Here is a 24,625-nt window from a genome sequence, read left to right as displayed (position 1 = left end):
CTGAGTTCCGGCCGCTGGTCAGAGGGCGACGGTACGGCCTGCTACGCACCACAGGACCGTCTCCGAGCGTCTGGCGAGGGTAGCGTTCACGCGGCCCATCAGGTCGCGGTAGAGGCGGGTGCCTGCGTCGGCCGGTACCACGCCGGAGCCGACTTCGTTGCTGACAGCAACCACCGGTCTGGTGGTCGCCGACCAGGCGTCGGCCAGTTGCTCGATCCGTTTCTCGACCTCGGCAACCCGGCTGGGGTCGGTCCAGACCTCGCACTCGTCCATCACCCGCGCGAGCCAGAGTGTGAAGCAGTCGATCAGCAACGGCGGCCCGGCTGACTCCAGCAACGGCACCAGCTCGATGGTCTCGACCAGCCCCCACGACGCGGGCCGCCGAGACCGGTGCAACGCAATCCGCTCAGCCCACTCCCGATCAGCAGACCCGTCGCCACCCGTGGCGACATAAACCGTGTCCGGCTGGTCGGCGAGCAAGCGCTCCGCCTCGGTCGACTTGCCCGACCGCGCCCCGCCAAGCACCAAGGTCCGCGACCCCCCGGCTCGAGCCGGGCGCACCTCCGTCGCGCCCGTCTGCACCGAGGCGCCTTGCGGCACGCCGGGCTGGTCCGAGTCCGAAGTCAGGTCCGCCTGCGGAGGTGGAGCTGTCCACGACAACTGCTCGCCGGTGGGCGTCAGTACGTCGTAGCGGAGGCCGGTGGGGGTTCTGGTCGTCGTCACCTCGTAGCCGGCTGCGGCGACGGCGCCGTTGGTGCCTAGGTGGAGTACGCCGTCTACGACCGCGCCGTCGGGGCCGGTGAGGAGTTCAGCCATTGGGGGTCCTCTCGAAGACGACGGGGACGTCGAAGGCGGCCTTGCGGGCGGTGCGGCGGAAGGCGTTGAGGATAGGGCGGCCTAGGACGAGGACCAGGACGGCACAGAGGATGCCGCGGGGGATGTCCCAGCCGAGGGAGGTGGCGACGACGAAGAGGCCGTAGCGGTGCAGGTTGTCGGCCAGGGAGTCGCCGGGGATGAAGGAGAAGTCGCTGCCGAAGGTGGCATACGGCCAGAACCAGAGGTTCATCACCAAGCCATAGAGAACTCCAGAGACCAGCGAGTACGCCGCCAGCAGCAGCAACTCCAGCCGCCCACCCACCCGCGGCAGCAACCCCGCCAGGCACCCCACCCACGCACAGGCGAACATCTGGAACGGCATCCACGGCCCGACCCCGCCACTGACCAGCGCCCCCGCCAGCAACGACACCGCCCCGAGTACGAACCCGAACCCAGCCCCGAACGCCCGCCCCGCCAAGATCAACAAGAAGAACCCAGGCTCAAGCCCCGCAGTCCCCGGCCCGAGCGCCCGCAACGCAGCCCCCACCGCCGCGAGCATGCCCAGCAGCGAGATCACCTTCGCGTCGATCCCGTCCTCGGACAGCTCGGCCAGTACGACCGCCACCAACAGAGGCAGCAACAGCACAAAGAGCCAAGGCGCATCAGTCGTATGCCCGATGGCCGACTCCCCGCCCTGCGACGTAGACCAGAGCAGCGGCCAACCAAACGCCAGAATCCCCACGACCGAAGCAAGCACCAGCGTCGCAGTACTGCGCGGCTTGAGCCGGACGAGTCTCACGACGCCTGTTCCAGCGCAGTGGCGACCTCGCCGACAGTCAGGAACGGGAGTGGCGCCAGAATCTTCGCCACCTGCGGAGCAAACGCCGGCGAGCCCGCGATCACCGTCGCGGTCTCGCCATCACTCACCAACTCGCCCTCCGCCAGCACCAGCACCCGCGTAGCGACCTCGGCGACCATCTCCACGTCATGCGTCGACAGCACCACCGCATGCCCAGCCAGTGCCAGCTCCCGCAGGATCTCCACCAGCCGGTGCTTGGCGCCGTAGTCCAATCCACGGGTGGGCTCATCCAGCAACAACAGCGGAGGAGCACCGCACAGTACGACCGCCAGCGCCAAGCAGAGCCGCTGTCCCTCGGACAGGTCCCGCGGATGCAACTGGTCATCGATACCCGGCGCAAGCCGATCCAGTACCGCCCGACAACTCCCGGCCGCCACCCGGAAGTCACTGTCGGCCCCGGCGCACTCGTCAGCCACAGTCGCCGCGTACAGAAGATCAGCCGGCTCCTGCGGCACCAGCCCAACAGCCTTCACCAACCGCGAAGGCTTGGTACGCCGCGGATCCGCCCCAGCCGCCGTAGCGCTCCCAGAGCGCGGCTGCACGAGTCCAACCAGCGCGTTGAGCAACGTCGACTTCCCCGCGCCGTTCCGCCCCATCAGCGCAACGACCTCGCCGGCCTTGATACTCAACGACACCCCACGCAGCGCCGGAGTGCCGCCGTAGGAGACCACAAGGTCCTTGCACGAAGCCAACTCACGTCCCTCGACAGCAACCGGCCTCAGCGGAGCCAGGTTGGTCAGCCGAGAGCGCAGCGCCACAGCAGCCCTACGCGCGTCCCGCACCGACAACGGCAGCGGCGACCAACCAGCAAGCCGGCCAAGCTCGACCACCGGCGGCGCGACCGGCGCAGTGATCATCTGGTCAGCCGGCAGCCCGCTAGACACCGCCCCAGAACCACCAGGCACCTCGATCACCCGGTCCGCGTACTGAATGACCCGTTCGAGCCGATGCTCCGCCATCACGACAGTGACGCCCAGGTCATGCACCAGCCGCTGCAGCGCGGCCAGCACCTCTTCAGCCGCCTGCGGGTCGAGCGCCGACGTCGGCTCGTCCAGGACAAGTACCGCCGGGTGAGAGGTGAGCGCAGCCCCGATAGCCGTCCGCTGCCGCTGCCCGCCAGACAACGAGGTCAACGCCCGGTCCCGTACGTCGGCCAGCCCCAGCAAATCAAGAGTCTCCTCGACCCGCCGCCGCATCACGTCCGGCGCGATCCCGAGCGATTCCATGCTGTAAGCCAGCTCGTCCTCGACCGTGTCGGTCACGAACCCCGCCATCGGATCCTGCCCGACGATGCCGACCACGTCAGCCAGATCGCGTGGCCGGTACTCGCGAGTGTCCCGCCCGTTCACCAGCACCCGCCCGGCCAGCGTCCCGCCGGTGAAGTGGGGGACCAGCCCGTTGATGGTCCGCAACAGCGTCGACTTGCCCGAGCCGGTCCGCCCGATCACGAGCGCCAGCTCACCCTCCGGAATGGTGAAGCTCACGTCGCGGACCGCAGGCTCGGTGGCGCCGTCGTAAGTGACCGTCACCCGGTCGAACTCGATCATGCCGGCACCAGCTCACGTCGTCGGACCAGCGGCGGAGCGGCCACCGCCGGAGCAAGACCGAACAGCAGGCCGATCACCGGCACCAAGGGCACCGGCGGAACGACCAACGGACCCGCCAGCACCAACCCAGGCACTCCGCGAGCAGACGCAACGATCATCACCGCAGCAGCCCCAGCACCCGACAAGCAAACCAGCCACTCGGGCAAAGCCCACGGATCCGGCCGGTACCGAGTACGAGTCACCCGCTGCCGCCCAACAGCCATCGCTCCGACAGCGAGCAGCAACCCGACAGCCAGCGCACCAGCGGCGAGAGGGAACGCCATCGCGTCAGTCAGCAGCGCATAGACACCCAGGGCGATCCCGAGCAGCCCAAGGAGTACAGCGCCACCAGTGATCCGGCGCTGCCGCCGGGGGACGTGTGCGGTTCGCCCGTAGCCACGGGAGTCCATTGCCGCGGCCAACTCGACCGACCGGTCCAGCGCGCCTTCCAACACCGGCATGGCAGTAGTACGGAAGGAACCGCGGGTACGGCCGCGTAGGCGTCGAGCAGCCCGGATGCGGCGAGCATCGGTGACCAGTTGCGGCGCGAAGGTCAGTGCGACGACGCAGGCGACGCCCATCTCGTACAGGGCACCCGGTAGTGACTTGAGCAGTCTGCGTGGGCTGGCCAGCGCGTTGGCGGCGCCGATGCAGCACAGCATCACGGCGAGCTGGCCGCCGTCGTACAGGGCGGTCAGTACTGCCTCGGCGGTGACCTCGCCGCCGAGCTTCACGCCATTGGCCCAATCAGGCAAGGGAATCTGCGGCAGGGTGAACAGGAGCGTGTTTCCCTGCGAGCGGGTCGACAGCAGCGCCTGCAGCACCACCCGGACGCCGATGACGACCAGGCCGAGCTTGAGGAACGCCACGTAGCTGTTGGCCCAAGGAGCATCACTGCGACGGGCAGCCACCACGAAGCCGGCTATCACCAGGATGAGGATCAGCAGGACGGGATTGCGGGTCCTGCTGGCGGCCACGGCCAGCCCCAGCGCCCATAGCCACCAGGCCCCCGGGTGCAGTGCTCTGGGGAGGTCGGGACGATTGACAGCGCGCACCTATTGCTTCAGGAACTTCGTGCGGCGGCGGCTGGTGAGATATCCGCCGACGGCGATGAGCAGAATCAGCACGCCACCGGCCCACCCGACCTTGTGGCCCTTTGCGGGCTGAGCGTCAGCCGAGGGCGACGGCGAGGCCGACGGAGCAGGGGCGGCCCCGACGGGGGCGCCGATCTCCAGCTTCACCGGCTCGTCCGTGGCGGGCACAGAGATGTTCTTGACCTGGTCGCCGCAGCCCGTCGCGGGGTAGCCGTCGATCCCGCAGGTAAGACCCTTCTCGATCCGGACCGGCTTCACCGCGGCCAGGATCTTGGCACCGGTCGCCTTGAGGTCGGTGACGACACAGGTGCCGGAGGCCGGGGGAGGAGTCGCGCCGGAGGCCGAGTCGGCCGGAGTACCGGAGTCGATCACCAGGGCGACCCGCTTCTTGCCGGTCTCGGCAGGAGTCGCTCCGCAGATGGCGTTGAAGTCCCCGGCGGCCCGTGGCGTCCGCGGCTTGGCGCCGCCCACGGCGAACCGCCAACCCTCCACAGAGCCATCCGCCGGTACTACCGCCTCGGAGCCCTTCTGGGCGAAGGCCCACTGTCCGCCCGTGTACTGGTAGTAACCCCAGAACCGGTACCCGTCCTCGGCGTGGGCTGTGGTGGTGACCGTGCCCGCGAGTAAGAGGCCGGTCAGCAAGGTGAGGACCAGTCGCTTAGCAATCATGGCCCGGAGCCTATCGCTCGGCTCCGGGCCACTCTGCTACCGCCAGTTACCTACTCCTGGGCCGCCAGGCTCATCGGGCCGTAGACCTCACGGCCGTCCTCGAGCAGGTAGACCTGTCCGACGCCCTTCTCGGCCAGCTCACGCCAGATCTCGCCCAGCCAGCTCTCGGCGTCGCCCTGGGCGGAGAACTCCGCGCCCGTCAGGTCGCCCGGGTCGGCGGTCTCACCGGCAGCGGTCTCGAACCGCCACGTCCAGCTCATCGGCCCGGCCTGGTCTGCGGGGAGTTCTGCGCGGTCTTCGCCGGATCCCGCTCGACGATGCCGCCCAGCGTCTCGTCGATCCGCTTAAGCAGCGCGTCGTCCAGCTTCACCCCGGCCGCCTTCACGTTCTCGGTGACCTGCTCGGGCCGTGAGGCGCCGGTGATCGCCGACGACACGTTCGGGTTCTGCAACACCCAGGCGATCGCGAGCTGGGACAGCGACAGCCCCGCCTCGGCCGCCAGCGGCTGCAGCTCCTGCACCCGGGTCAGCACGTCGTCGTTCAGGTACCGGCTGATCATGTTCGAGCCGCCCTTGTCGTCGGTCGCCCGCGACCCGGCCGGCAGCTCGGCGCCCGGCTTGTACTTCCCGGTCAGCACGCCCTGCGCGATCGGCGAGAAGACCACCTGGCCGATCCCGAGCTCCTCCGAGGCCGGTACCACCTCGGCCTCGATCGTGCGCCAGAGCATGCTGTACTGCGGCTGGTTGGAGACCAGCGAGATGTGCAGCTCACGAGCCAGCCGGTGGCCCTCCTGCAGCTGCTCCGCGGTCCACTCCGAGACCCCGATGTAGAGCGCCTTGCCCGACCGGACGACGTCGGCGAACGCCTCCATCGTCTCCTCGAGCGGGGTCTCCGTGTCGTACCGGTGGGCCTGGTAGACGTCGACGTAGTCGGTCTTCAGCCGCTTCAGCGACGCGTTGATCGACTCGTGGATGTGCTTGCGGGACAGCCCGGCGTCGTTCGGTCCGCCCGGCCCGGTCGGCCAGTACACCTTGGTGAGGATCTCCAGGGACTCGCGCCGCACGCCCTCCAGCGCCTCACCCAGGACCGACTCCGCCTTGGTGTTCGCGTAGACGTCCGCGGTGTCGAACGTGGTGATCCCGGCCTCCAGGGCCGCCTTCACACAGGCCTTCGCCTGCTCGTTCTCCACCTGCGACCCGTGCGTGAGCCAGTTCCCGTACGAGATCTCGCTGACCTTCAAACCGCTGTTTCCGAGATACCGAAAGTCCATGCCTCTGACCCTACTGCGAGAAACTCTTGGACGCGGTGTCGATCCGGCCCGGTCCACCTCGTGTAGGGGATGACCGGTACGACGAGAGCGAGAGGTGAGCGAGATGACGCAGTACCTGCTGGGAGTCATTCACGTGGACGGCGAGTCCGACGAGCACGAGCGTGGCGACGTCGGGAAGCTCAACGAGGAGATGGTGGCCAAGGGCATCTGGGTCTTCGGCGGCGGTCTGGACCCCCGGCCGACCGCGTCGGTGGTCCGCGCCCATCAGGGCGAGGTACTGATCACCGACGGGCCGTTCGTGGAGAGCAAGGAGTACATGGCGGGCTTCTGGGTGATCGAGGTGCCCGACGTGGCGACCGCGCAGGAGTGGGCGGCCCGGGCGAGCAAGGCCTGCGCCCGCCCGATCGAGGTCACCCCCTTCGACGCCTGATCACTCCCCGAACAGGATCGGGGCGTCACCGGGCCGGAGGGCGTGGCGGAAGTAGACGGGGTCGGTGAAGGTGTCCGGTACCTTGCCGAGCCCCTGGATCACGGTGGCGGTGCCGTTCGCGTGGCCGACGGCGTACAGGTAGCCGGACTGGGTGTCCTTGTCGATGCCGAGCAGCAGCGTGCCGTACTGGCCGCACTTCTCGGCGATCAGCGCCTCGAAGCCCTGCCAGGTCGAGCTGCGCACCAACTTGACGACCGGCTTCATCGGCGAGGTCCGAGGGATCCGGATCGTGTAGAGGGCACCGCCCCGGGTGTTGGCCAGGAAGGTTTCGTACGTCGGGGTCTGGCTGATCAGCGCCATCGTCTTCACCGCCGCGAACCCGGTCGCGGACTGCTTGTTGACCCAGAGCCTGGCGGGGTTGGTGTTGTCGTAGTAGTTCTCCCAGCGCGTCAGGGTCCCGTCGGCGCGCAGGGCGTAGTGGGTGGTGAGGTTCGGCGGATCGGGATAGTCCCAGTACCTGCTGGTCTCGAAGAAGGTCATCTCACCCCAGCCGCCGCCCACCCGGGAAAGCGTCTGTCTCGACCGGTCGACCTCGCCCTCCTCCGTGAGGACGTAGCCGGTGTTGTACATGGTCGGGCCCATCACCACGAAGCCCCAGAACACCCCGCCGGTACCGGTGACGTCCGGATCGTTCGCGATCATCGAACTCAGCCGGACCTGGCCGTCGGGGTAGATGTCGGTGAAGGTACGGCCCTCCCGCACCGTTGGTGGCGAGCCGGCCGTGATCCCCCTGGCCGTGTGATCGCCACCGGCGGTCACCGACCCGGGCGCCACAGCGCACGCGGCGGTGGCCGTTGCCTGCCCCGATGCCTGCGTACCCGAGGCCCGCGCGGCCCCGGGGGTGATCGTCAGCACCAGCAACGCGGCGACAGCCGCTGAAATTGGTCGACCGGACATGTCCAGCCCCTCAGGTCGGTGCGAAGTAATGCTTCTGCTTACCTCGATGCCTATCGGGGCTCGAAAGTTACGCGGGCTTCTCGCCGCGGGCCACCATCGGCTTGGGCAGCCGCCACCGGCGCATCTGCATCGTCCGGCGGACGGCGTAGAAGCCGATGCCCTTGGCCGATTCGTCGGGGAACTTGGCCTTGACCGCGCGCTTCAGCCCGCCGGTGACGATGAACCAGTCGCCCGCGATCGCGACGATCATCAGCAGGAAGAGGATGTTGACCAGGCCCGGCAACCAGGGAAAGGCCCGAGAGAAAACGACCCCGACCAGGGAGATCACCAGGAGCACCGGGAGCGCGAACTCCATCACCGACCAGCGGGCGTCGACGTAGTCGCGGGCGAACCGGCGGACCGGGCCCTTGTCGGCGGCCGGCAGGTACCGGTCGTCGCCGGTCTTCATCGCGTCCTGCATCTTGGCGCGCTCGGTCCGTACCTTCTCCCGCCGGTACGCCGCCGCCTCCTTGCGGTTGCGCGGCTTCTTCAGCGCCGCCTTGCGGGACGCCTCGGCCTCGCGCCGGGTCGGGGTCGGACGCCCCTTGCCCCCGACCTTCGGCTGGGGGGCCGTGGCCTGCGTTTGGGACGATGTCTCAGACTTGGTACGACGGAACACGGGGACTGAACCTCATTCGGGAACTGGCGACGCCGGTCTCGGGGTGGTCCCCGGACCTTTGCACCACTTTATCCGGGCCGGTCCCGATGGTGTGGTGACCCGCAGGGACATAGGGTGGTTGACACGCACGCCGGGTCACCTCCGGCACAGAAGGGGTACGGATATCGATGAGCATCTTCAGGCGGGTCTCGACGATCTTCAAGGCCAAGGCCAACTCGGCCCTGGACAAGGCCGAGGATCCTCGCGAAACCCTTGACTACTCGTACCAGAAGCAGCTCGAGCTGCTGCAGAAGGTGCGCCGGGGTGTGGCCGATGTCGCCACCAGCCGCAAGCGGGTCGAGTTGCAGGCGTCGCAGCTGCAGTCGCAGTCGCAGAAGCTGCAGGACCAGGCCCAGAAGGCGCTCTCGATGGGCCGCGAGGACCTCGCCCGCGAGGCGCTGACCCGCAAGTCCGGGCTGCAGGGCCAGATCGACGACCTGACCACCCAGCACGCCCAGCTCCAGGGTGAGGAGGAGAAGCTCACCCTTGCCTCGCAGCGGCTGCAGGCCAAGGTCGAGTCCTTCCGCACCAAGAAGGAGACGATCAAGGCCACCTACACGGCCGCCGAGGCGCAGACCCGGATCAACGAGGCCTTCTCCGGCATCTCCGAGGAGATGAGCGACGTCGGTCTGGCGGTCCAGCGGGCCGAGGACAAGACCCTGCAGATGCAGGCCCGGGCCGGCGCGATCGACGAGCTGCTCGCCTCCGGCGCGCTCGACGACGCCTCCGGCACCGCCAAGGACAGCATCACGCTCGAGCTCGAGCGGATGTCGACCGGTTCGGACGTCGAGTCCGAGCTGGCCGCGCTGAAGGCGCAGCTGGCTCCGGCCGAGGCGCCCAAGCAGATCGCTCAGGACGCGCCCGGCGCGGCCCAGCCCCAGCAGCCGGCTCAGCAGCCAGTGCAGCAGCCGGTCCGACCGCAGGATGGAGACGCGTGATGATCGTCCGGATCATGGGCGAAGGTCAGTACCAGCTGGCCGACGAGAAGCTCGACCAGCTCAACCTGGTCGACACCGACCTGGAGAAGGCCGTCTCGGCCGGAGACGAAGAGGGTTTCAAGGCCGCCTTCGAGGCGCTGCTGGCGTTCGTCCGGGCCGGTGACCGGGTGCCGGACACCGAGCTGCACGACTCCGACGCGATCCTGCCGCCGGGTGACAGCACGCTGGCCGAGATGCGCGAACTGATCAGCGGAGACGGCCTGATCGCAGGCTGACCACGCTGTTCCAGCACCCCTTGCGAACACCGCGGGACCGTCGTCACGGTCCCGCGGTGCTGCGTATGAGGAAGCCCCGAACTCCCGTGCGTAACGCTTCCCAACACTCCGTAGTTACTACTGTCGGACCCGCTTTGCGCGTAGTACCCTCGGTGAACTGCCGTCGACGGGACGGTGTACTTCACGGCGTAACGCAACTGGGTCCACTGGAGATTGTGACAGAGTGTGACTCAAATCGCGGCCGGTTCACCGGGGGGTGACTAAGGGTGACGGATCATGCCGTCATGGGGGAAGCCGCGTCTGAAACAGACGCGACCGTTACTACAGGCCTGTCGTCGACAGGCCTGCCATCAGCGACGTTGCAGACCGCGGTCGTGCCGTCCGAATACTTCGATCGGCGCCGCCCGGTCTGGGTGGTGCCGGACTCGGTGCCGGCGATCGTGCCGCGGTCGGCCCGGCTGACCGAGCCGCAATGGGTGGCGGTCTACCGCTGGGCAGCTCTCGGGGGAGACCTGCTCGCGGCCGTCATCGGTGTCTCGATCGCCCTGCTGACCAGGTTCGGCTATCAGGTCGGCGGCGCCTACCTCGTCTTCGGCAGTTTGCTGCCGCTTGGATGGGTCGCCGCGGTGGCGATGTCGAAGGGCTACGAGCCGCGCTTCTTCGGCGCCGGGCCGGACGAGTTCCGCTCCATCCTGCGCTCGGGCGCCGGGCTGACGGCCGTCGTCGCGATCGTCTCCTACGCCACCAAGAGCGAGATCGCCCGCGGCTTCGTCGTACTGGCGATCCCGGCGACCGTCCTGCTGGCGCTACTGCTCAGGTACGGCCTGCGCCGTGACCTCAGCCGGCACCGGTACCGCGGCCGCTGCATGCGCCGGGTGCTGGTCGTCGGCCGCAACGGCCAGGCCTCCACCTTGAGTGAACACCTCGAGAAGCGTCCCTCGGACGGCTTCCGGGTGGTCGCCACCTGTCGCCCGCGTGGCGATGGCAGGCCGCACCGCGAGCACGACGCGCTGCTGCTCGGCCCCGACGAGCTGGACGAGGCGGACATCATGGCTGCCGTCGACCGGCATGCCGTGGACGTCGTGGCCGTCGCCTCGGACCCGGAGCTCGCCGGCCAGTCGCTGCGGCGGCTGTCCTGGGCGCTGGAGCAGAAGGGCGTCGAGCTGATCGTGTCGCCCGGCATCATCGAGGTCGCCGGTCCGCGGATCTCCGTCCGTCCGGTCGCCGGGCTCTCGCTCCTCCACCTGGAGCGCCCGTCGGTCAGCGGTGGACCGCACCTGCTGAAGGGCGTCTTCGACCGGATGCTCGCGCTGATCCTGGTGATCGTGCTGTCGCCGCTGCTGCTCGGCCTCGCCGTCGCGGTCCGGCTGAGCAGCAAGGGGCCGGTGCTGTTCAGGCAACGCCGGGTCGGCCGCTCGGGCGAAGAGTTCTCGATGCTGAAGTTCCGCAGCATGTTCGTCGACGCCGAGCAGCGGCTGGGTGACCTGCACGCGCTCAGCGACGGCAACGGGATGCTGTTCAAGATGCGCGACGACCCGCGCGTCACCAGCCTCGGCCGGATCCTGCGCCGGTTCTCGCTGGACGAGCTGCCGCAGCTGATCAACGTGCTGCGCGGCGAGATGTCGCTGGTCGGGCCACGCCCGCCGCTGCCGCAGGAGGTCGCCCTGTACGCCGCCGACGACACCCGCCGGATGCTGGTGAAGCCGGGGCTGACAGGTTTGTGGCAGGTCAGCGGCCGCAGCGACCTGTCCTGGGAAGAGTCGGTCGTGCTCGACCTGCGCTACGTCGACAACTGGTCGATGACGCTGGACCTGCTGATTCTGTGGAAAACGGCCCGCGCGGTGATCCGCGGGTCTGGTGCTTACTGATGGGGGACGTCGTGGAAGGCCGGCTCGACCGGAACGCAAAGGTGTACGTCGCGGGACACCGTGGCCTGGTCGGTTCGGCCATCTGGCGCAAGCTGGAGGCCGAAGGCTTCACCGACCTGATCGGCGCGACCTCCCAGGAGTTGGACCTTCGCGACCGCGACGCCACCTTCGCCTACTTCGCCGAGCACCGTCCGTCGGTGGTGATCGACGCGGCCGCCAAGGTCGGCGGGATCCTGGCCAACCGGGACCACCCGACCGAGTTCCTCAGCGACAACCTGCGCATCCAGGTCAACCTGATGGACGCGGCGCTCGGCGTACAGGTGCCGCGGTTGCTGTTCCTCGGCTCGTCCTGCATCTATCCGAAGTTCGCCGAGCAGCCGATCAAGGAGTCGAGCCTGCTCACCGGTGAGCTCGAGCCGACCAACGACGCGTACGCGATCGCCAAGATCGCCGGCATCATGCAGGTCCAGGCGGTCCGCCGCCAGCACGGCCTGCGCTGGATCTCGGCGATGCCGACCAACCTGTACGGGCCGAACGACAACTTCGACCTGACCAGCTCGCATGTGATGCCGGCCCTGATCCGCCGGTTCCACGACGCCAGGCAGAGCAATGCCGAAGAGGTCGTGCTGTGGGGGACGGGAACCCCGCGGCGCGAGTTCCTGCACGTCGACGACCTGGCCGACGCGAGCCTGCACCTGCTGGAGCACTACGACGAGCCCGGCCCGATCAACGTCGGCGTCGGCACCGACGTGACGATCCGCGAGCTGGCCGGCATCATCGCGAAGGCGGTCGGCTACGAAGGTGCCATCGGCACCGATCCGTCGAAACCGGACGGCACACCGCGCAAGCTGCTCGACGTGAGCAAGCTGAGCGCTCTGGGCTGGAAGCCCGGTATCGACCTCGAGGAGGGCGTGGCCAGTGTCTACGCCTGGTACCTCGCCAACGGGAGGAACGACGCATGACCACCACTGGGGGCCACACGCCGGAGCACGCCGCGGCCGGGGGCGCTGCGAAGAAGGCTCTGATCACCGGTATCACCGGGCAGGACGGGTCGTACCTGGCCGAGCTGCTGCTCAGCAAGGGCTATGAGGTGCACGGCCTGATCCGTAGGGCCAGCACGTTCAACACGCACCGGATCGACCACCTGTACACGGATCCGCACGAGCAGGACAAGCGCCTGTTCCTGCACTACGGCGACCTGACCGACGGATCCCGGCTGGTGACGCTGCTGGCGTCGATCCAGCCCGACGAGGTGTACCACCTGGCCGCTCAGAGCCACGTCCGGGTCAGCTTCGACGAACCGGAGTACACCGGCGACACCACCGGGATGGGCACCACCCGGCTGCTCGAGGCGATCCGGATGATCGGGCTGAACTGCCGCTTCTACCAGGCGAGCAGCTCGGAGATGTTCGGCGCGACGCCGCCGCCGCAGAACGAGGAGACCCCGTTCTACCCGCGCTCGCCGTACGGCGCCGCCAAGCTGTACGGGTACTGGATGACCCGCAACTACCGCGAGGCGTACGACATGTTCGCGGTCAACGGGATCCTGTTCAACCACGAGAGCCCGCGCCGCGGCGAGACGTTCGTGACCCGCAAGATCACCCGGGCGGTCGCCCGGATCAAGCTCGGCCAGGAGAAGCGCCTGTACCTGGGCAACCTGGACGCCTGCCGCGACTGGGGTTACGCCCCGGAGTACGTCGAGGGCATGTGGCGGATGCTGCAGCACGACCAGCCGGGCGACTACGTGGTGGCCACCGGGACGTCGTACTCGGTCCGCGACTTCGTCCAGCTGGCCTTCGAGCACGCCGGGATGGACTGGAACGACTTCGTCGACTACGACCAGCGCTACGAGCGGCCGACCGAGGTCGACTCGCTGATCGGCGACGCGTCGAAGGCGCAGGCCGAGCTGGGCTGGAAGGCCCAGGTGCACGTGCCCGAGCTCGTCCGCATCATGGTGGACGCCGATCTCGCCGCCCTGACCAGCGAGGACTGACCGATGACCGCTGAGACGACACAGGACCGCGTCGACGTACTGGGTATCCATGTCAGTGTCACCGACATGGAGCACACCGTCGGCACCTTCGCGCGCTGGATCGACGACGGCGAACGGCACCTGGTCTGCGTCTCGGACATGAACGCGCTGCTGCAGGCTCGCGCGGACGCGAAGCTCACCCAGGTCTACAACACGTCCGGGATGACGCTGCCCGACGGCATGCCGCTGGTCTGGGCCGGCAAGAAGGCCGGCTTCGACCGGATGGACCGGGTCTGCGGGCCGGACCTGATCGAGCGGGTGATGGCCGAGGCCGAGCACCGTGGCTGGTCGCAGTACTTCTACGGCGGTGCCGACGGCGTCCCCGAGAAGCTGCGGGACACCTTCACCGCAAGGCATCCGGGGCTGAAGGTGGCCGGCGCGTATTCACCGCCGTACCGGCCGTTGACTGCTGAAGAGGACGACGAGATCGTCGCCCGGCTGAACGAGGCGAACCCGGACATCATCTGGGTCGGTCTCGGCGCGCCGAAGCAGGAGCGCTGGATGGCCGACCACCGCGACCGGCTGGACGCGGCGATCCTGATCGGCGTCGGGGCGGCCTTCGACTTCCACACCGGCCGGGTCGATCGCGCGCCGCGGTGGATGCAGCGGTCCGGGCTCGAGTGGAGCTACCGGATCTACAAGGAGCCGCGCCGGCTCTGGCGCCGGTACGTGCTGGGCATCCCGAAGTTCGGGGTGGGCATCCTGCGGAAGCCGCCGAGGCCCGTCTCATCTTGAAATTGTCGAAGCTGGCCGGTCCCGCCGGCCGGGCGGGCTGGGGGCTCGGCGACCAAGCGCTGTCCAGCCTGAGCAATCTGGCGGTCGGGGTGCTGGTCGCACGCAGTGGGACGGTGTCCGACTTCGGCGTCTACGCGCTCGCCTTCGGCGGGTACACGATCGCCCTCAACGTCTCCCGGGCGGTGGCCACCGAGCCGTTGTCCGTCCGCTACTCCGGGGATCGCAACCCGGCGTGGCAGCGGGCTGTGCGGGCGGCGACCGCGACGGCCCTGTTCGCCGGCCTGATGGGCATGATCGTCGGGCTCGCGATCGCGCTGTTCCCCGGCGTGCCGTCGAAGGGCGTGCTGCTGGCGTTTGCACTGACCCTGCCGGGCCTGCTGCTGCAGGACGCGTGGCGCTGGGCCTTCTTCGTCGTGGGGGAGGGGCAGAAGGCCTTCCTCAACGACTTGATCTGGCTGCTCGCGATGGGCGCGATCTTCGGCGGGCTCTACCTGACCAACGCCGACACGGCCTTCTCGCTGACCTTGGGCTGGGGCCTGGGCGCGGTGATCGCTGCAATAGCCGGGCGCTTCCAGGCTGGGGTGAGCCCGCGTCGGCAGTTGATCAAGGAGTGGCTGCTCACCCATCGCGATCTCACGCCCAAGTACGTCGGGGAGATGCTCGCCGTGAGCGGCACGATCCAGGTGTACATGCTGGGGATCACAGTGGCCGCCGGACTGGTCGCCACGGCCGGTATCCGTGGTGCGCAGGTACTGCTCGGCCCGGTGAACGTGCTGAACCAGGGGATCCGCATGATCGCGGTACCCGAGGCCGCTCGTGCTCTGAAGCACTCGTACCGGCGCTTGTGGCTGGTAGGCCTGGCGATCTCACTAGGAGTCGGGGCAGGGGCCCTGGCCTGGGGTGCGGTCTTCTTGCTGCTGCCTGAAACCGTGGGGGAGCACCTGCTCGGCCCTGGCGTATGGACTCAAGCCCGGACGGTACTAGTGCCGGTGATCCTCTTGCAGGCGCTAGGAGCGTCTAATGCCGGCGCCTTCGCCATCCTGCGTGCACTGACCGCCGCCACCCGTGGCCTGCGGGTCAGGCTGATCTCGTCGATCATCCTGATCACCATCGGTGTCGGGGGAGCCTTCCTGGAAGGACCCAAGGGCGCTGCTTGGGGACTTGCGGTCGCGTCCTTCTGCACGCTCCTGCTGTGGTGGAATGAAGCCCACCGCGCCATCGCCGCGCACCGCGCCGCAAACCCGCGCTAGCCCTGGCGATACCCGCCGAGGCGGTCGGGGAACCGGGTAGTGAAGCCGGGGCCGGGATCGCATGCTGTGTCGCGCCAGAGGCTGGCGCTCTCGAACCAGTGATCGGTGGCGATCATGTCGAGCGCGTGCGTCGAGCCACCCACAGCGCTCAGCCGGGCCGCCGCCTCGTCGTACGTGAGACTTGCCGGGCCGCCAGAAGTCCTTGGTAGCAAGCAGGAAACGGCCTGCATGAGCTCGGTGACCGGCACGGGTAGCGGGTGGTTCCCGTGGTAGATCGCTGAGCTGAGCGTCGGGGCGAGAGCCAGGCCGGCGAGCCCCTGGGCGAGGTCCTCCACATCAACCATCGACACCCGAGCCGGCCATCCGTCGACGTCTGCCCGCAGGGTGCCGAGCAGTTTCGCCAGCCCGGGGATGACCCACCGGTCGCCGTCGCCGTACACGAGATAGGGCCGTACGACGACCCCGCCCGCAGCCAGCACCTCTTGCTCGGCGGCGAGCCTGGTCCGGCTGGCAATCGACAAAGGCGCCGGGATCAGCTCGTCGGGTGAGGCGTTGCGGTAGACGCCACGGCCGTAGACGCTCGCGGTGCTCAGGTAGATCACCCGGCTGACCTTGGCCTTCGCGGCGACGCTGAGCAGGCTGCGGGTGCCGTCGACGTTCACCGCGTTGCTCGCCGCCGTCGTGCCGCCGATCATCGAGGCGCAGTGGATCAGGACGTCAGCGCCATCGCACAATCCGGTCAGCGATCCCGGGACGGCGAGATCGACCGGTTGCACGACACTGCCCGGCGGCGCGGCAGCCATCGGCTTGCGATGGGTGGCCAGGCGAAGGCTGACGTTCGGCCGGGTAAGGGCCCGGACGACCTGCCGACCGACGAAGCCGGTGGCACCGGTGATGGTGACCGTGGTCATCGATCAGCGGACCGGCTCGACGGTCACGCTCGAGGTGAACACCGCCTCGCCTTCCTGGGTAGCGGTCACCGTGACCGGCGTCCGGCCGTCGCTGCCGGTCTGGCCACGCGCGGTGGTGATCACACACGGCTGGTCCAGCTCGGCGTAGCGCAAGAACTTGATGTCGAGCGCGACCGGTAGCACCGACTCCGGGAAGGACGCAGCGAGTGCGGCCTGGCGAGCGGCCTCGAGCAGGAGCATGCCCGGTACGTGGTCGAGGGGATGGTCGAACAGCGCCGGATGGGACAGGTCAACCCGTAGTAGCCGGGCACCGCCGTCAAAGGGAGTCAGTACTACGTCCCGTACGTCCGTCCGGCCGACGGCGACCGGGCACTCCGGGGTGAGCTCAGGGAGCGGGCCGAGCTCCCGATCGACCCGGAGCCGGCGGTAGACCGATGGCGAAGTACAGGTGTATTTGGCCTGGCCAGAGCCGGCCAGGACGCCGTCGCGGAAGAAACTCACCTCGTAGCGCATCCCGCTGAGACGGTTGCCGCGGCGGACGATGTCGTGACAGGTGACCTGCAGGTCGAGATCGGTCGGCGTGCTGGACACCCGCAGAGCTTCGGGCGTCGTCTCGAAGGACAACTCCGACACCAGGAACTGGTGGCCGAGCGGTACGCCGAACTCGGCATGCGCCAGCAGCAGCCCGGCCTGCCGGACGGTCTCGGCGCCGAGCATCGGATCCTGGCACCGATGGCCGGCGATCGGCGTGTAGAAGGAGTGGCAGCGCGGCCACTGAGCGGTGACGCTGAACGTTTCCGGAGCCTCGGCCCGCCAGGAGGTGAGCAGCACCTCGGCGATGGCCGCGCGGTGGACGTACTGGCTCGGAACGGTGCTGGTGAGTATCGGGATCGAAGCCGTCAGCGGGCTCCGATCCGCGGCGATGACGATCTGTGTGGACATGCTCGCAGGACCCCTCCATCGAGCGGAGGCTCGAGGCCCCCACTCCCCTCGGTACCGGCCAGGCGGGGCCGGTGCCTAGCAAGATACATACCGAACGGTCTGCTCTCCACCCAGGGTCTCGTTGTCTCAAACCTGTACCTGACTAAGTACCGGAGCGCTCGTTGTCCGGCTCCGGCGCCGCGTGTGACCGTGGCGGCGACAGCAGATCCCCCGCGCAACCCTGCATTGGAACGACCATGACCTCACCCGTCCCAGCCATCGTGCCGACGGACCCGAGCCGCTCACGTCTGTGGGGCGTCGGCTCGATCGTGACCACCTGCCTGACCGCGGAGGAGTCCGCGGGCGCGCTCGGCATCACCCACTTCGCCGCCAAGAGCGGGGAGCGTGCGCCGAAGCACATCCACACCCTCGAAGACGAGATCTTCATGGTCCGCGGTGGCCAGGTGGTGGTGACCGCCGGGGAGGAGACCTCGAAGATCGAGGGCGCCGGCGTGGTCTTCCTGCCGCGCGGGATTCCGCACTCCTACCTGGTCGAGTCCGACACGGCCGACTTCTACGTGATCACCACCCCCGGCGGGTTCGAAAAGTTCTTCGCCGAGGCCGGTTACCCGCTCGACCTGGGGGCAGCGGCACCGGTCGGCGATCGCTGGTCGCCCGCCCGCACGCAGGACTTCGCCGAGCAACTCGGCCTGGGCCTGTTGTGGCCGAGCTGACCTCATCCACCCTTCGTTCCCGCCCGAACCCAGGAGAGACCGAAACACCATGCTGAACAGACGACGCTTCCTCGCCAGCGGCGCCGCCGCTGCGGCGGGTACTGCCGCGCTGGCCACCCAAGGCGCCACCACAGCCGAGGCCCTGCGGGCGACCGACGCAGTCACCGTGCTGCCCAGTGACCCGCGGTACGCCGACCTGGTGGTCGGCAACAACTCCCGCTGGGTCGGCCGCCCCGAGGCCGTCCGCCTCGTCACCACCACCGCCCAGGTGGTCCGGGCCGTCCAGGAGGCGGTCAGTGCCGGTAAGCGGATCTCGGTCCGCGGCGGCGGCCACTGCTACGCCGACTTCGTCTTCAACCCGGCCGTCCAGGTCGTGATCGACACCTCGCAGATGACCGCGGTCAGCTACGACGAGGACCGCAAGGCGTTCTCCGTCGAGGCGGGCGCGACGCTGCTGCGGGTCTACGAGTCGCTCTACAAGGGCTGGGGCGTCACCATCCCAGGCGGTATGTGCTACTCGGTCGGCATGGGCGGCCACATCAGTGGCGGTGGCTACGGGATGCTCTCCCGCCGCCACGGCCTGACCGTCGACCACTTGCTGGCCATCGAGGTCGTCACGGTCGACGCGAACGGCCGGGCCCGCGCGGTGGTCGCCACCCGCGAGCCAGGCGACCCCAACCGTGAGCTGTGGTGGGCCCACACCGGTGGCGGCGGTGGCAACTTCGGCATCGTCACGCGGTACTGGTTCCGCACCCCTGGCTCGACCGGGTCGGATCCCGCGCAGCAGCTGATCCACCCGCCGCGCGAGGTGCTGGTCAGCGCCGTCGGTCTGCCCTGGAGCTCGCTCACGCCGGCCGCGCACAAGTCGCTGGTGCGCAAGTTCGGCGCGTTCCACGCCCGCAACAACGCGCCCGACAGCCCGTACGCCGCGCTCTGCAGCTTCCTGATGATGAACCACAAGTCCAACGGGTCGATCGGCTTGCTGACGCAGATCGATGCCGGCGTACCGAACGCGGAGCGCCTGCTGCAGGACTACCTCACCGACCTGACTGCCGACCTGGAGATCCAGCCGCTGCACGCGCCGGCCGGGGAGCTCGGACCGTTGCCGGAGTTCTTCACGCCGCAGCGGCTGCCGTGGCTGAGCTCGGTCAAGCTGCTGGGCACGAGCAACCCGACTCTGACGAATCCGACGCTTCGGGGCCATCACAAGTCCGCGTACCTGCGGCAGGGGCTGACCGATGACCAGATCGCGGCGATGTACCGGCATCTGACCCGGGAAGACCACCACAACCCGGCCTCGATGGTCGTGCTGCTGTCGTACGGCGGCAAGATCAACAGCGTCCGCTCCGACGCGACCGCCTCGGCTCAGCGAGACTCCTTGTTCAAGGGGCTGTTCCAGAGCTTCTGGGGCGACCCGGACGACGACCCGGTCAACCTGGCGTGGACCCGCGACGTGTTCCGCGACGTCTTCGCGGCGACCGGTGGCTACCCGGTTCCGTCCGCGACCGGCCAGACGGACGGCTGCTACATCAACTACCCGGACAGCGACATCACCGACCCGGCGCAGAACAGGTCCGGCGTGCCGTGGCACACCTTGTATTACAAGGACAACTACCCGCGGCTCCAGCGGGTCAAGGCCGCTTACGACCCGCGGAACATCTTCCGGCACTCCCAATCGATCGGCCTGCCAACATGACATCAAGGTCCAAGAGCGGCGCTTTCGCGGTATTGGCCTCGGTCCAGTTCGTCCTCATCCTCGGGATGACGGTGCTGAACGTGGCGATGCCGGACATCCAGCAGGAGTTCGGCCTGAGCCGGGCCGAGCTGGTGCTGCTGAGCGCTTCGTACGGAATGTCCTTCAGCGGTCTGCTGCTGCTCGGCGGCAGGCTCTCGGACCTGTACGGCGCGCGCCGGGTGTTCGTCGTGAGCACTGCGCTGTTCGCGATCAGCTCGGCCGCCGCTGGACTCGCACCCGGGTTCGAGGTGTTGTTGTCGGCCAGGTTCGTGCAGGGCATCGGTGCTGCGTTCGCAGTGCCCGCGGCGATGGCGCTGGTCGGGTTGGTGTACTCCGAGCCGGCCAGGCACGCCCGGGCGATGGCTGTCTGGGGTGGACTTGCGGCCTTCGGCGGTACGGCGGGCATGTTGCTGTCCGGCGTTGTCGCCTGGTGGGACTCGTGGCGCTGGGCCTTCGTCGTACCGGTAGCCATCTCGGTGGTGGCTGTCGCGCTGGCGTCGCGGATGCTTCCGCAAGCCGCGACGGCGCCTCGTGAACGCGTCGACATCCTCGGCGCGATCCTGGTGACCGCAGGCATCACCGTGCTGGGGTACGGCCTGGTCGAGGCACCCGAGCGTGGCTGGGGTTCACCGCTGGTGCTCGCGACCCTGATCGGTGGCGTGGTCATGCTCGGGCTGTTCGTCCTGGTCGAGACCAGGGTTGCGCGCCCGCTCCTGCCGCTGTCCTTCCTCGCATCGCCGCGCCGCGCGGTGGCCCTGCTCGCCGTCTTCCTCGGAGCCGCGGGAATCACGACGATCTTCTTCATGCTGTCCTTGTACTTCCAGGAAGTGCTGGGCTACTCACCCCTGAAGGCCTCCGCGGCCTTCGTCCCGTTCGGCCTCGCTCTGGTGGCCACCGGCGCGAACGTCGGACGCCTGGTCGGCCGTTTCGGCCCGCGGACCGTCACGCTGGCCGGCTTGGTGATCTGCGCGGCCGGTCTCGGCGCACTGAGCCTGATCAGCACCACCACGCCGTACGTCGGGCCGGTACTGATCGGCCTGGTCGTCTTCCCGGTCGGTGTCGGCATGGTGTTCGCCGGAGCGACCGTCTCGGCCACGAGCGACGTACCCGCCGGGCAGGCGGGGCTGGCCGGCGCAGTGGCCACGACTGCACTGGAGATGGGGCCTGCCGTCGGGCTTGCCATCCTGGTCACGGTGGCGGCGGCCCGGACCGACAGCCTGACCTCCGCCGGGACGGCCGGCGCGGCGCTGACGTCCGGCTACAGCTTCGCACTGGCCATCGGGGCCATTGCGTTCCTGCTCGCGGCCGCCGGATTCGCGGTACTGCGCGGACCGCGGGCGGCTGCGACGGAAATTCCCGAGCTACAACAAGAAGGAGCAGTACATGACTGATCGTTTCGGGGGCAAGGTCGTCCTGGTCACCGGTGCCGGCAGCGGCATCGGCCGGGCCAGCGCCCTCGCGTTCGCGCGCGAAGGCGCCACCGTGGTCGCGGCGGCCCGGGGCAGCGAGGGAATCAAGGAGACCGTCGCGCTGATCGAGGCGGCCGGCGGCACGGCGAGCGCCGTCGTCGCCGATGTCAGCAAGGCCGACGAGGTCGCCAACCTGATCCGGACCACCGTGGAGCAGCACGGTGGTCTGCACATCGCACACAACAACGCGGGAGTGTTCCCCAAGCCGGGACCGGTCGGCGACACCGACCTCGAGGTCTGGCAGCGGGCCATCGACATCAACCTCACCGGCCTGCTGCTCTCGCTGAAGTACGAGATCCAGTACATGCGGGACAACGGTGGTGGCGCGATCGTCAACACCAGCTCGAACATCGGCGCTCACGGCCGTCGGCCCGGGATGGCTGCCTATGCCGCCTCGAAGGCCGCCGCGAGCACGCTGACCCGGGTTGCCGCGCTGGACCACATCAAGGACGGCATCCGGATCAACGCCGTCAGCCCCGGGGCGACCGACACCTCGATGTCGCTGCGTCCGGGTGAGGACGCCGACGGCCGCGCCGAGCGGCTCGCGAGTGTCGTCCCGATCGGCCGCGTGGGTGGTACCGACGAGATCGTGTCGGCCGTGCTGTGGCTGGCATCGGACGAGGCCGCCTTCGTGGTCGGCCACGACCTGGTCGCCGACGGCGGCGTGACCGCCTAGTCCTCGGGGCTGCCTAGGACGAGGACTGCTGGTGAGCCGCGAGGATCGTGGTGAGGAGGCCCGGGAACCGGGCGTCCAGATCCTCGCGGCGCAGCGACAGCAGGAGTTCGCGCCCGGACGCGCGCTGGTTGATCACACCGCTCTCGCGCAGCACCCGCCAGTGGTGGGTGAGCGTCGACTTCGAGACCCCCTCGACGATGGCTCCGCACGGGTACTCGCCGCCGGCGGCCAGCACCTGCAGCACGGTCATCCGCAGCGGGTTGCCGAGGGCGGCCAGCACGTTCTCGAGACGGATCTGGTCGCGGGTCGGGTGATGAGGTTCCAGCACGTCAAGGATTGTACGCGGACAACCGTACTGACTCACTCCGAGTAGCCCGGTTGACACCGGCCGCCGGTTAACTGTACGACTATCCACGTACAGTAATCCGGTCTACCGTTTCGTGAGGAAGTGACATGGCCTTCGACTTCGACGTGGTCGTGGTGGGGGCGGGCCCGGTCGGCTCTCTGCTCACCGCCGAGCTGGCTCTGCAGGGCGTCCGCGTGGGTCTGCTGGAGGCGCTGGCCGCGCCGACCGGCCGGTCCAAGGCCGGCACGCTGCACGCCCGCACCGCGCAGGTTCTCGAGCGTCGTGGGCTGCTGGACCTGGTCGCGGTGAACCAGTCCGGTGCCGGCCCGGTGCCGTTCCACTTCGCCGGCATGTTCGATCTGGACCTGGCGGAGGTGGTCGACGAGGGGCCCGCGATCGTGGGCAGCCCGCAGGCGTACGCCGAACGGGTCTTCGCCGAACAGGCCGTCATCCGCGGCGCCGAGGTCCTGCGCGGCGAGGAGGTTCTGGACGTCACCGATCACGGCGACCATGTGTCGGTGCAGACGGCCGAGGGCCGCTTCACCGCGCGCTACGTGGTCGGATGCGACGGCCCACGGAGCGCGGTACGCAAGAGTGCGGGCATCCCGTTCACCGGCACGGAGGCGACTGTCGCCGCGATGATGGGGGAGGTGCGGCTGCTGGATCCTTACAACGCCCCGCAGGGCTGGCAGCGAAACGCCCGCGGCTGGACGATGGTCTCCGCCTCGGCGGCAGGGCCGAGCCGGATCTTCGCGTACGACTTCCGCGGCCCGCACGAGAACCGGGACGAGCCGCTGACGCTCGAGGAGTTCAGTCAGACCGTCGACTACCTCGCCGGCCGGCATGTGCCGATGACCGACGGCGGCTGGTTGGCCAGGTTCGGCGACGCGGCGCTGCAGGCCGAGCAGTACCGCAAGGGCAACGTGTTCGTGGCCGGTGATGCTGCGCACGTGCACTTCCCGGCCGGAGGTCAGGGGGTCAACCTCGGTCTGCAGGACGCGCTCAACCTGGGCTGGAAGCTGGCCGCGGCGGTGCACGGCTGGGCGCCGGACGGCCTGCTGGACACGTACCACTCCGAGCGCCACCCGATCGGCGCCCGGGTGCTGTGGAACGTGCGGGCCCAGGTCGCGCTGATGCAGCCTGACCCGCGGGTCGACTGGCTACGTGACCTGTTTCGGGAGCTGATGGGACTGGATCAGGTGAACGAGTACCTGGGCCGGATGATCAGCGGCATGGACGTCGCGTACGACGTGGGCCTCCCGGACGCGCCACTGGCCGGCGAGCTGGCGCCGGACCTGCGCCTGAAGACCAGTGACGGAATCACGAGCGTGGCGCGCCTTCAGCACGAGGGGAAGGCGTTCCTGCTGGACCTCGCCGGGCGGTCCGACCTGCAGGCCGTTGCGGCCGGACGCTCTGACCGGTTGAAGGTGTTGACTGCCAATGCCAGCTCATGGGTCGGCACCGACGCGTTGCTGGTGCGGCCCGACGGCTACGTCGCCTGGAGTGCCCGCGGTCGCGATGACGACCCGATCACCCTGGACCGGGCCATCGCCCGCTGGTTCGGTCTGCTAGAAATATAGAGACCGTACGGTCTGGTTTCCCGTGAGGATGGATGTCAGTGGCCCAGCAGGAGCGCGCGATCAGGACCCGGCAGGTGCTGCTGCTGGCGGCCGCCTCGGTCTTCGACGAGGTCGGCTACGACGCGGCCAGCATCAGCGAGATCCTGAGTCGCAGCAAGATGACCAAGGGCGCGCTGTACTTCCACTTCGCCTCCAAGGAGGCGCTGGCGCTCGGCGTGATCGACGCCCAGACCGCCGATCTGGAGCTGCCCGAGACCGGGTCGAAGCTGCAGGACCTGGTCTGCCTGACCCAGTCGATCGCCCGCCGGCTGCAGACCGACGTACTGCTCCGCGCAGGCGTCAGGCTGACCGTGGAGGAGCGGACGCTGAACCTCCTCGGCGCCAGCCAGGCGAGTCCTTACGCCAAATGGATCGAGATCTGCGGCGGCCTGCTGACCGAGTCGAAGGCGAATGGCGAGCTGCTCGGGCATGTCCAGCCGGCGGCGGTCGCGGAGCTGGTGGTGGCGTCGTTCACCGGCATCCAGCTGGTGTCGCAGGTGTACAGCCGGCGGGAGGATCTGGCCGAGCGGCTGAGCGCCTTCTGGCGGTACCTGCTGCCGGGGATCGCGGTGCCTGGAGTGCTCCCGCACCTGACCACCGACCCGCCGGCGGCCGGCTGAACCCTGCTGGTTCAGGCGAGTTTGTTTCAAATTCGGCTGGGAGAAGGAAACAGACCTTCCGGTTTGTTACGATTCCGTTGCCAACGGCAGGTGAGGCTCTGTCGCTGTGGAGGGGACG

Annotated in this window: 26 protein-coding genes; 14 read left to right on the top strand and 12 right to left on the bottom strand. The window is 68.8% G+C overall.

The window, feature by feature from the left end; translation table 11 throughout:
- Positions 1–18 precede the first annotated feature (18 nt).
- The 7 genes from ABD768_RS35275 to ABD768_RS35245 are packed head-to-tail and all read right to left on the bottom strand — an operon-like array spanning position 19 to position 6,294.
- A complete protein-coding gene (locus tag ABD768_RS35275; RefSeq protein ID WP_343981049.1) occupies positions 19–816 on the bottom strand; it encodes a bifunctional adenosylcobinamide kinase/adenosylcobinamide-phosphate guanylyltransferase in 798 nt (265 codons plus the stop codon).
- Positions 809–1,615, bottom strand: a complete 807-nt coding sequence (locus ABD768_RS35270) for an ECF transporter S component (RefSeq protein ID WP_343981047.1) — start codon at positions 1,613–1,615, stop codon at positions 809–811. The genes ABD768_RS35275 and ABD768_RS35270 overlap by 8 nt, the downstream gene beginning before the upstream one ends.
- Positions 1,612–3,222: an ABC transporter ATP-binding protein gene (locus ABD768_RS35265; RefSeq protein WP_343981045.1), complete on the bottom strand. Its 1,611-nt coding sequence runs from the start codon at positions 3,220–3,222 to the stop codon at positions 1,612–1,614. The genes ABD768_RS35270 and ABD768_RS35265 overlap by 4 nt, the downstream gene beginning before the upstream one ends.
- Complete coding sequence (locus ABD768_RS35260) at positions 3,219–4,316, bottom strand: CbiQ family ECF transporter T component (RefSeq protein WP_343981042.1); 1,098 nt, start codon at positions 4,314–4,316, stop codon at positions 3,219–3,221. The genes ABD768_RS35265 and ABD768_RS35260 overlap by 4 nt, the downstream gene beginning before the upstream one ends.
- Positions 4,317–5,024, bottom strand: a complete 708-nt coding sequence (locus tag ABD768_RS35255; RefSeq protein WP_343981038.1) for an SCO2322 family protein — start codon at positions 5,022–5,024, stop codon at positions 4,317–4,319. It abuts the gene before it with no gap.
- Between the two features lie 50 nt (positions 5,025–5,074).
- Positions 5,075–5,284: a hypothetical protein gene (locus ABD768_RS35250; protein WP_343981035.1), complete on the bottom strand. Its 210-nt coding sequence runs from the start codon at positions 5,282–5,284 to the stop codon at positions 5,075–5,077.
- Positions 5,281–6,294, bottom strand: a complete 1,014-nt coding sequence (locus ABD768_RS35245; RefSeq protein WP_344848080.1) for an aldo/keto reductase family protein — start codon at positions 6,292–6,294, stop codon at positions 5,281–5,283. Before ABD768_RS35245 ends, ABD768_RS35250 begins: the two co-directional genes overlap by 4 nt.
- Before the next feature lie 103 nt (positions 6,295–6,397).
- Between ABD768_RS35245 and ABD768_RS35240 the strand changes: the two genes are divergently transcribed.
- Positions 6,398–6,724 (top strand): YciI family protein, encoded by a 327-nt coding sequence (locus ABD768_RS35240; RefSeq protein ID WP_343981029.1) that lies wholly within the window; start codon positions 6,398–6,400, stop codon positions 6,722–6,724.
- Here the strand turns inward: ABD768_RS35240 and ABD768_RS35235 are convergent, their stop codons facing one another.
- Together ABD768_RS35235 and ABD768_RS35230 are read right to left on the bottom strand one after the other, a co-directional pair.
- Positions 6,725–7,681, bottom strand: a complete 957-nt coding sequence (locus tag ABD768_RS35235; RefSeq protein ID WP_344848077.1) for a hypothetical protein — start codon at positions 7,679–7,681, stop codon at positions 6,725–6,727. It lies immediately after the preceding gene.
- Between the two features lie 67 nt (positions 7,682–7,748).
- Complete coding sequence (locus ABD768_RS35230; RefSeq protein ID WP_343981024.1) at positions 7,749–8,339, bottom strand: DUF3043 domain-containing protein; 591 nt, start codon at positions 8,337–8,339, stop codon at positions 7,749–7,751.
- Between the two features lie 167 nt (positions 8,340–8,506).
- Between ABD768_RS35230 and ABD768_RS35225 the strand changes: the two genes are divergently transcribed.
- The 7 genes from ABD768_RS35225 (at position 8,507) to ABD768_RS35195 (ending at position 15,476) form a co-directional block, all read left to right on the top strand.
- Entirely contained in the window at positions 8,507–9,316 is an 810-nt protein-coding gene (locus ABD768_RS35225; RefSeq protein ID WP_343981021.1) for a PspA/IM30 family protein, read from the top strand.
- Entirely contained in the window at positions 9,316–9,591 is a 276-nt protein-coding gene (gene pspAA, locus ABD768_RS35220) for a PspA-associated protein PspAA (RefSeq protein WP_343981018.1), read from the top strand. Before ABD768_RS35225 ends, pspAA begins: the two co-directional genes overlap by 1 nt.
- Before the next feature lie 284 nt (positions 9,592–9,875).
- On the top strand, positions 9,876–11,459 hold the full coding sequence (locus ABD768_RS35215; protein WP_344848072.1) for a sugar transferase: 1,584 nt from the start codon (positions 9,876–9,878) through the stop codon (positions 11,457–11,459).
- Positions 11,459–12,421, top strand: a complete 963-nt coding sequence (locus ABD768_RS35210) for a GDP-L-fucose synthase family protein (RefSeq protein WP_343981013.1) — start codon at positions 11,459–11,461, stop codon at positions 12,419–12,421. Before ABD768_RS35215 ends, ABD768_RS35210 begins: the two co-directional genes overlap by 1 nt.
- Positions 12,418–13,452 (top strand): GDP-mannose 4,6-dehydratase, encoded by a 1,035-nt coding sequence (gmd, locus tag ABD768_RS35205; protein ID WP_343981010.1) that lies wholly within the window; start codon positions 12,418–12,420, stop codon positions 13,450–13,452. The genes ABD768_RS35210 and gmd overlap by 4 nt, the downstream gene beginning before the upstream one ends.
- Positions 13,453–13,455: 3 nt before the next feature.
- Positions 13,456–14,226, top strand: coding sequence for a WecB/TagA/CpsF family glycosyltransferase (locus tag ABD768_RS35200; protein WP_343981007.1), 771 nt, complete (start codon positions 13,456–13,458; stop codon positions 14,224–14,226).
- Positions 14,223–15,476 (top strand): MATE family efflux transporter, encoded by a 1,254-nt coding sequence (locus ABD768_RS35195; protein ID WP_343981004.1) that lies wholly within the window; start codon positions 14,223–14,225, stop codon positions 15,474–15,476. The genes ABD768_RS35200 and ABD768_RS35195 overlap by 4 nt, the downstream gene beginning before the upstream one ends.
- Here ABD768_RS35195 and ABD768_RS35190 read toward each other — a convergent pair.
- Positions 15,473–16,387, bottom strand: a complete 915-nt coding sequence (locus ABD768_RS35190) for an NAD-dependent epimerase/dehydratase family protein (RefSeq protein WP_344848065.1) — start codon at positions 16,385–16,387, stop codon at positions 15,473–15,475. The two genes, ABD768_RS35195 and ABD768_RS35190, sit on opposite strands and share 4 nt — an antisense overlap.
- Before the next feature lie 3 nt (positions 16,388–16,390).
- Positions 16,391–17,329: a ScbA/BarX family gamma-butyrolactone biosynthesis protein gene (locus ABD768_RS35185; RefSeq protein WP_344848062.1), complete on the bottom strand. Its 939-nt coding sequence runs from the start codon at positions 17,327–17,329 to the stop codon at positions 16,391–16,393.
- 236 nt (positions 17,330–17,565) lie between these two features.
- Between ABD768_RS35185 and ABD768_RS35180 the strand changes: the two genes are divergently transcribed.
- Genes ABD768_RS35180 through ABD768_RS35165 form a run of 4 tightly spaced genes read left to right on the top strand, consistent with a single transcriptional unit; the run spans position 17,566 to position 21,922 of the window.
- Positions 17,566–18,042 (top strand): cupin domain-containing protein, encoded by a 477-nt coding sequence (locus ABD768_RS35180; RefSeq protein ID WP_343980995.1) that lies wholly within the window; start codon positions 17,566–17,568, stop codon positions 18,040–18,042.
- Between the two features lie 49 nt (positions 18,043–18,091).
- The gene (locus tag ABD768_RS35175) at positions 18,092–19,738 is read left to right on the top strand and encodes an FAD-binding oxidoreductase (RefSeq protein ID WP_344848058.1); all 1,647 of its coding nucleotides are present in this window, start codon (positions 18,092–18,094) and stop codon (positions 19,736–19,738) included.
- A complete protein-coding gene (locus ABD768_RS35170; protein ID WP_344848055.1) occupies positions 19,735–21,168 on the top strand; it encodes an MFS transporter in 1,434 nt (477 codons plus the stop codon). The genes ABD768_RS35175 and ABD768_RS35170 overlap by 4 nt, the downstream gene beginning before the upstream one ends.
- On the top strand, positions 21,161–21,922 hold the full coding sequence (locus ABD768_RS35165; protein ID WP_343980987.1) for an SDR family NAD(P)-dependent oxidoreductase: 762 nt from the start codon (positions 21,161–21,163) through the stop codon (positions 21,920–21,922). The genes ABD768_RS35170 and ABD768_RS35165 overlap by 8 nt, the downstream gene beginning before the upstream one ends.
- A gap of 13 nt (positions 21,923–21,935) precedes the next feature.
- On the opposite strand, the gene ABD768_RS35160 is transcribed toward ABD768_RS35165, so the two are convergent.
- Complete coding sequence (locus ABD768_RS35160) at positions 21,936–22,250, bottom strand: ArsR/SmtB family transcription factor (protein WP_343980985.1); 315 nt, start codon at positions 22,248–22,250, stop codon at positions 21,936–21,938.
- Positions 22,251–22,375: 125 nt separating this feature from the next.
- Here ABD768_RS35160 and ABD768_RS35155 point away from each other — a divergent pair, with 125 nt between their 5' ends.
- Positions 22,376–23,848 carry an FAD-dependent monooxygenase gene (locus tag ABD768_RS35155; RefSeq protein ID WP_344848050.1) on the top strand — a complete coding sequence of 491 codons (1,473 nt, stop codon included), beginning with the start codon at positions 22,376–22,378 and terminating at the stop codon, positions 23,846–23,848.
- Between the two features lie 32 nt (positions 23,849–23,880).
- Positions 23,881–24,507 carry a ScbR family autoregulator-binding transcription factor gene (locus tag ABD768_RS35150; RefSeq protein WP_344848047.1) on the top strand — a complete coding sequence of 209 codons (627 nt, stop codon included), beginning with the start codon at positions 23,881–23,883 and terminating at the stop codon, positions 24,505–24,507.
- Positions 24,508–24,625 lie beyond the last annotated feature (118 nt).

Origin of the sequence: Kribbella ginsengisoli (genome assembly GCF_039537185.1) — a bacterium.
Taxonomy (GTDB): domain Bacteria; phylum Actinomycetota; class Actinomycetes; order Propionibacteriales; family Kribbellaceae; genus Kribbella; species Kribbella koreensis.
Note: the sequence above shows the minus strand (reverse complement) of the source record. Positions and strands in the feature narration are given on the sequence as shown.

Bases quoted from the DNA above. Each gene is read 5' to 3' on its own strand.
- ABD768_RS35275 (WP_343981049.1), bottom strand. From the start codon at position 816: ATGGCTGAACTCCTCACCGGCCCCGACGGCGCGGTCGTAGACGGCGTA.
- ABD768_RS35265 (WP_343981045.1), bottom strand. From the start codon at position 3,222: ATGATCGAGTTCGACCGGGTGACGGTCACTTACGACGGCGCCACCGAG.
- ABD768_RS35255 (WP_343981038.1), bottom strand. From the start codon at position 5,024: ATGATTGCTAAGCGACTGGTCCTCACCTTGCTGACCGGCCTCTTACTC.
- ABD768_RS35250 (WP_343981035.1), bottom strand. From the start codon at position 5,284: ATGAGCTGGACGTGGCGGTTCGAGACCGCTGCCGGTGAGACCGCCGAC.
- ABD768_RS35245 (WP_344848080.1), bottom strand. From the start codon at position 6,294: ATGGACTTTCGGTATCTCGGAAACAGCGGTTTGAAGGTCAGCGAGATC.
- ABD768_RS35240 (WP_343981029.1), top strand. From the start codon at position 6,398: ATGACGCAGTACCTGCTGGGAGTCATTCACGTGGACGGCGAGTCCGAC.
- ABD768_RS35235 (WP_344848077.1), bottom strand. From the start codon at position 7,681: ATGTCCGGTCGACCAATTTCAGCGGCTGTCGCCGCGTTGCTGGTGCTG.
- ABD768_RS35225 (WP_343981021.1), top strand. From the start codon at position 8,507: ATGAGCATCTTCAGGCGGGTCTCGACGATCTTCAAGGCCAAGGCCAAC.
- pspAA (WP_343981018.1), top strand. From the start codon at position 9,316: ATGATCGTCCGGATCATGGGCGAAGGTCAGTACCAGCTGGCCGACGAG.
- ABD768_RS35215 (WP_344848072.1), top strand. From the start codon at position 9,876: ATGGGGGAAGCCGCGTCTGAAACAGACGCGACCGTTACTACAGGCCTG.
- ABD768_RS35210 (WP_343981013.1), top strand. From the start codon at position 11,459: ATGGGGGACGTCGTGGAAGGCCGGCTCGACCGGAACGCAAAGGTGTAC.
- gmd (WP_343981010.1), top strand. From the start codon at position 12,418: ATGACCACCACTGGGGGCCACACGCCGGAGCACGCCGCGGCCGGGGGC.
- ABD768_RS35200 (WP_343981007.1), top strand. From the start codon at position 13,456: ATGACCGCTGAGACGACACAGGACCGCGTCGACGTACTGGGTATCCAT.
- ABD768_RS35190 (WP_344848065.1), bottom strand. From the start codon at position 16,387: ATGACCACGGTCACCATCACCGGTGCCACCGGCTTCGTCGGTCGGCAG.
- ABD768_RS35185 (WP_344848062.1), bottom strand. From the start codon at position 17,329: ATGTCCACACAGATCGTCATCGCCGCGGATCGGAGCCCGCTGACGGCT.
- ABD768_RS35180 (WP_343980995.1), top strand. From the start codon at position 17,566: ATGACCTCACCCGTCCCAGCCATCGTGCCGACGGACCCGAGCCGCTCA.
- ABD768_RS35175 (WP_344848058.1), top strand. From the start codon at position 18,092: ATGCTGAACAGACGACGCTTCCTCGCCAGCGGCGCCGCCGCTGCGGCG.
- ABD768_RS35170 (WP_344848055.1), top strand. From the start codon at position 19,735: ATGACATCAAGGTCCAAGAGCGGCGCTTTCGCGGTATTGGCCTCGGTC.
- ABD768_RS35165 (WP_343980987.1), top strand. From the start codon at position 21,161: ATGACTGATCGTTTCGGGGGCAAGGTCGTCCTGGTCACCGGTGCCGGC.
- ABD768_RS35155 (WP_344848050.1), top strand. From the start codon at position 22,376: ATGGCCTTCGACTTCGACGTGGTCGTGGTGGGGGCGGGCCCGGTCGGC.
- ABD768_RS35150 (WP_344848047.1), top strand. From the start codon at position 23,881: ATGTCAGTGGCCCAGCAGGAGCGCGCGATCAGGACCCGGCAGGTGCTG.